Source organism: Oleiphilus sp. HI0067 (assembly GCF_001635735.1).
In genome coordinates, this window is record NZ_LWFI01000058.1 from 1 (window position 1) to 5,999 (window position 5,999).

Below are 5,999 nucleotides of genomic sequence, written 5' to 3' on the forward strand. Positions count from 1 at the left end.
AAAACAGGATATACTATTATAAAACTTATCAAACGCAGCAAGTTGAAAAAATAGATTTAAAATTTGTATTGAAAAATCTACACGAGCCAAAAGTAATAAAAATGGAGTCAGGATTTTCAGTTACTGACCGCTCACACGACTGAGGCTAAACGCTTCTGATTGCATAACGTTTGGAAAACTAAATTCCTTTGGACGTATCTCTCGTCGCAGACGCTTTACAGGCCAATTGCAAGGCCTTTATTTCAATAGCCTTTTTGTTTGAGCCATGAAGCTATTCTGTTGTACGGGGCGCTCTTTATTTGAAAGAAATAGTGTTTATGAAAAGTTTTTAACTAGAATATTAGTTTCAAGGCTTACGTTGCCACAAATCCAGACAATTCCACTTTAGTTCATTTATAACAGCGATATATACATATTTATTTGTGACGAAGGGATAATGCTTTTTCGGGATATATTGGTATTTTTTGACGAACTTTGATCAACCTTCACTTATTATTTTCACGTTTCTTTTAGTGTCTGTGTTATTCGGGCTAGAGCAGAGCGAGGGCAAGTTTACAAAGAAGCTCAATGAAGCGTCGAACCAAGAGTTTGCTGGGGATTGTATCGCTGGCGCGCGGAAACCACTGACGTCAATATCATGCGTTTTAACGCTACATTTTAAAGGGGCTTCAGCCCCTTTGAGAAAGTTTTACAAGCTGGATTAATTGGGTTGTATCCTCACACACGTACTCAATAGCGACCCCACGGCAGAAACTGGCTCAGTTGTGACTTCGGCTAATGAAATTGCTTTACCAGATCTATCAGCAATCCAAAAGTTGGTTTGGGCTGGCCAATTATGTTCGGTAAAAAATAGGTAGTCAGAGTCGTTATTTGAGTCATAGTAAAATATCAGCCGGACTAAATCGGAGTATCTAGCTAGTTCCCAATCGTTGTGACCGTCTAAATTGAGATTGTCGCAGTAATCAGCCGCGACGCTAGCATTGCTGTGAGTGATGAAGTCAAACTCAGGGCCCCTGATCCCATCGCCTCTGGAGGTTGCTCCATAGCTAATTTGAGCATCAGTGGCTTCGGTATCTCTAAGCGGGCAACTGAAGTACATTACGCCTGAGCCACCTGGGCGAGGATTAAGAACCTTTAAGCTTGGGCAGCCAGTGGTAACTATCGGACTGCTGTCGCGAATATTATCGTTCTCAGCCTTCACAGCACCATTGCCAGAACCTAAACCGATCACACGTCCATCAGCAACCACCGCAATACTGCTATCTAGATTGTCTTGATCATCGACAATGGTCCAATGAGTATCGTCGCTGAGCGTAATATCCTGACTACTTCCATCTTCATACGTTGCCTGTGCTTTGAAGTCAGCGGCAACGTTATCAATCTGCAATTGATCAATCGGTACTAGGCTTTCAGATTTCGAGACAATCATCGGCAAGTCTGGGTTGCCGTCAACGGTCTCAACGTCGATGTCTGTGATTCTAGCCTCAAAAACGTCTAGACGCCCACTGGGATTAGATTGAAGCACCTCATTTGTGTCTGCTGAGCTAGACACTTTCAACACAGCAAAGATCTCGGCTTGGCCCTCATGCAGGCCTCTTATAGTATTGCCATTATATACCTCGGCTACGCTGCTATTGGAGCTATACCAATCGACCTTTTCAGTGTAATCGGCTTCGGTTCCGTCTGAGAAAGTTACCGTGGCGTTATAATCTATTTTGCTGCCCTCAACGATAGAAGCCTCAGCTGGTGAGACGACAAGGGACTCTACTGTGGCATCATTGACTACCAATTCAGCCTCAGCTTGAATCAAATCCAAGCTCACTAATACTTTGGTTTGGCCATCTAGGTATGTGCTTAACAAGCCGTCTTCTGAGATGCGAGCAATGCGATCATCTTCAACCGACCAGCTTACTTCAGGGATATCAATTAAGATCGAATTATCCGAGTAGACACCTGCAACCGATAGCTGTTGATTGATCGCTTTGGGTAAGCTAAGAGAGCTTGGTGAAATCAATAACTCGGTGAGCACGGCATTGGTAACCGTCAAAATTTGTTGCACGGCCACATTCGTTTGTGCTGATTGACTGGGATCACTGACATCCACAGTTAAAGTAGTAACCCCCAAAGATTGGCCCGTCAGTTTAACCTCAAAATCCTTAGGCTCGACCGTGACAATATTGCTCTGATCGACCGTCCAAGAGAGGTCTCGAGTAATATCGACCAATTGTCTACCGTCTGAAAAATTCGCCAGGCCCGCGACACTGATAAACGTACCATTAGGGATCCTGTAAGGGCTGCCTAATATGTCAACAATCGGCGTAATAAAGAGCCCGGTCACACTAGAATCGTTCACGTTCATTGTGAAGTTAGCACTAGTCACGCTTTGTGAATCGTCATAACGGACGGTAACCGTTGCAGATCCTGTTGCCAGGCCCTCAACAATGCCTTCGGGCAATACTTGAATGATCCCCGTCTCGCCAGACTGACTCCATGTTGCTATTGAGGTGACGTCTTTTGAAGTTTTGTCGTTGTAAATTGCAGTGACTTTAAGTTGAGTGCTAAAGTTAGCGGCTATTTCATTGTCTCCAGAAATTTCAAGGCTAACAACACGTTTGCCATTCGGGCTATTGCCGCCACTACTGCAACCCATCAATGTAAAGCTTGCTACAAAAATATAAAGCAACAAGTTCGAAAATAGTTTAGTTGATTTCATAGGGGACCAGATAATTTCAGATTATTAATCTTGTGAAGGTATCAGGTGGAGAGTGCTGTGGCAAATCTTGCAGCGTTAAGTTTATTCTTTTGGGTAAAGTTAACGCTAGCTCAACATCTTAGAAATTATCTAGTTATCTGAGTACTCTTACTGAGCTAACACTAGAATATTTTTGAGAATCACGGAAGGTGGTCGAGCTGAGCGCGTCTTCAGACATATGTCTAACATTTTTCCTCATACTGCTAATTAGCTTTTATACTTTCTCTATATTGCTTAGGCATGAACTTTCTAAGGGTCTGATTCGTAAGACCCCCTAATCGTGATTTGTCTTACCCTCAACTGCAAATAGGAGTCGATTATTTCTAATTCATACGCGGCTAATCATCGCCAATTTTGGTACTTACCTTTAGGTGGAACTGGAGAAATTGGCATGAACATGAATCTCTACAGTCATGATGATGCGTGGTTAATGGTTGATTGCGGCGTAAGTTTTAGCGAGAGTCTCAGTGCGATTCATGCCAATAATCCGCAGAATGACGAAGACGCGCTTACAAAGAAGTTCGACAGAATAAGTGCAGACCCAAGTTTTATTGCACAGCGTGCTGATGCCTTAGCAGGCATCGTAATCACACATGCGCATGAGGATCATCTCGGAGCGTTGGTCGATCTATGGTCTCGATTCAAATGTCCAGTGTATACAACTCGATTCACCGCCCTATGTTTGCGTCATAAATTAGCGGAGTCGCGCAAAGAATTAGATATACCTGTTCATATCGTCGATGACGGTTCGACAGAGCAGATTGGCCCATTCGAGGTTCAGTGGTTGGCATTAACGCACTCAATGCCTGAGTCATATAGTCTTATGATCAGAACCAGAGTAGGTTCAGTTTTTCATACCGGTGATTGGAAAATCGATTTTGATCCTGTCGTAGGCAAGCCCTTTGACCCGCTACCTTTTAAGCAATTAGCGAGTGAGAACATTGCTGCAATGGTTTGCGACTCTACCAACGCTGACCGTTCTGGTAGAAGTGTTTCCGAGGGCGCATGTTATCAAGGCTTATTTGATCACGTCAGTGAGCAGTCGGGTAGAGTGTTGGTGACGTGTTTCGGAAGTAACATCGCGCGCTTAATAACGCTATTTAAGGTTGCCAAAGATACCGGACGCTATGTTGCCTTATTGGGGAGATCTCTTCATACCATGCATCGTCACGCAAAAGCTGCTGGTTACTGGCCTAGCGAGCTTGATGGCTTGTTGTATTCTCCGCATCAGATCGGGTATTTGCCGTCAGAAGAAATATTGATCATCGCGACAGGCAGTCAAGGCGAGCCGCGTGCGGCACTATCACGACTGGCAAGGAATCAATTCCGAGATCTTGAGCTGGAAGAGGGTGATACTGTGATATTTAGCTCTATTGTGATTCCAGGGAATGAAGAGCATATTCATCGTTTGATCGAGCAATTGGAACAGAAAAAGATATCCGTGATTACGAAGTACAACACATCTAGAACGATTCATGCGAGTGGTCACCCAAGTGAGCAAGATTTGCTTGATTTATACGGATGGGTGCAGCCTTCTCTCGTCATTCCAACGCATGGTGAGCAGCTGCATCTTGCTGCTAACGCAAAGGTTGCTAAGCAAGCTAAGGTGCCTCGCCAGATGACAGGCTTTAATGGTGACTTGTTTGAGCTTGTAGGAGCGAAACGCGTGCATAAAGCATTTATTGAACCTGGACGCATACCATTGGAGAGTAATTAATGAACCCATTGGAAGAGCAGAATACTTACTGTCCGTATTGCGGCGAACCGATTCAATTACTGCTAGACGTTATGGATTCAGACTCCGAATACACTGAAGACTGCCAAGTGTGTTGTCGGCCCATTGTAGTCAAAGTACTTAATGGGCAAGAACTGGTTGTCATGAGAGAGGACGATGCTTGCTAAGCTTGTCTGAATGAAGGTATGCCTGCGTCGATAATCTTGCAGGCATAAATGCACATGAAGACTTATTTGGCTTTGTCTATGAGCAGGCTTGCAATGGCTTGCATACCACTTTGATCGATACCCGCGCGCTTTTCAGCATCATTATTATAGTTTGTATTGGTGTTGATATCGTAAACCAACAAATCACCGATTTCGTTCTGAATAAATTCTATCCCTGCAATATCAATTTCTTCTTTGCTTAAGAATGTTTCGAGCTGATTCATTAGGGAGTGATTATCGAAGGTATCTATCAATTCAAACTTGCTCTCAGGGGCGCTGGTTGGACAAAACGCATCAGAAATATCACATACATCCGCCGGACATAGTTCAAAGCCTCCATCAGTTTTGACTTTGACCGTGTATAAGAATTTCGCTCCTACAAATTCAGCACGAACAATAAAGGTTTGGTCTGACTTTATGTACTCTTGGATCAACCATGTTCCATCCAAGGGTTCTTCATAGTCATCACTTTCAATAAAGTTTTCTAAGTCAGAGATGTTATGAATGAGTTTTACGCCTAAGCCTTTACCGCCGCGATTAGGCTTAATAATAAACGGGATTTGATCGAAGTCTGTCGCTGCCTGTATCAGGTTTTCTTTACCGACTACGGCATGGGTAAGCGGCGTTTTGATACCATGCTTTTGCAATGCACAGTATTGAGAAAACTTGTCCACTTCATAGTATATCGCTCTTGGACCATTTATGATCTCGCGGTTATGCAATGTAAGCCAATTTAAGGTAAGCCGTGTTAACTCTGGTGCATAGCGATTCCCACGTGTATGCGAAGACGCACTCATGCGATTGTAGTAAATGCCTTCAGGTGGTGTTTCATTAAGGTTAATGACGCCTTGGTTTAAAAACCATTCTTTGGCTTCAACACCGCGCTCAGCAAATGCAGCGCGAAGTGGTACGACCCACTCTTCATTTTCATGGATGATATAAATATCTTGCACGTTATCCTCGTTTACCGTTTTGTCTGGTTGCGCAGTGTACTACTTTTGATCATGTTTTTATTTCTTGTTTTAACGAATAAGCTAAACGGAAATGCCGGCAACAAATTCCACAAAGCAATAGTTTAAGAGCACTAAAAAACGTAGTTCTCAAACTGTCGAAAAGTTTTACACGAGTAGTGGTTTATTGATTTTGGTAAAAGTAATAAGCATCTGTTCAATATATCCGATGCGTTATCTAGATCAATTCTTGCTGTAAATCTTGTCTCGGCGATGTAGTAAATTAGGGAAATAATTGATGTTCTTCAGTTATAAAATCCTTACTTAGAAAGAATAACAAAAACAATATTATATGA

Annotated in this window: 4 protein-coding genes; 2 read left to right on the forward strand and 2 right to left on the reverse strand. The window is 43.0% G+C overall.

The genetic code is table 11. The features are described from left to right. Window positions 1–700 precede the first annotated feature (700 nt). Window positions 701–2,713, reverse strand: coding sequence for an Ig-like domain-containing protein (locus tag A3739_RS01020; protein ID WP_068476793.1), 2,013 nt, complete (start codon window positions 2,711–2,713; stop codon window positions 701–703). 430 nt (window positions 2,714–3,143) lie between these two features. On the opposite strand from A3739_RS01020, the gene A3739_RS01025 reads away from it, so the two are divergent. Next, window positions 3,144–4,469, forward strand: a complete 1,326-nt coding sequence (locus A3739_RS01025) for a ribonuclease J (RefSeq protein WP_197471925.1) — start codon at window positions 3,144–3,146, stop codon at window positions 4,467–4,469. Continuing rightward, window positions 4,469–4,654, forward strand: coding sequence for a CPXCG motif-containing cysteine-rich protein (locus tag A3739_RS01030; protein ID WP_068499841.1), 186 nt, complete (start codon window positions 4,469–4,471; stop codon window positions 4,652–4,654). Before A3739_RS01025 ends, A3739_RS01030 begins: the two co-directional genes overlap by 1 nt. A gap of 62 nt (window positions 4,655–4,716) precedes the next feature. Here A3739_RS01030 and A3739_RS01035 read toward each other — a convergent pair whose 3' ends face one another. Further along, window positions 4,717–5,646 carry a RimK family alpha-L-glutamate ligase gene (locus tag A3739_RS01035; protein ID WP_068476795.1) on the reverse strand — a complete coding sequence of 310 codons (930 nt, stop codon included), beginning with the start codon at window positions 5,644–5,646 and terminating at the stop codon, window positions 4,717–4,719. Between the last annotated feature and the right edge of the window lie 353 nt (window positions 5,647–5,999).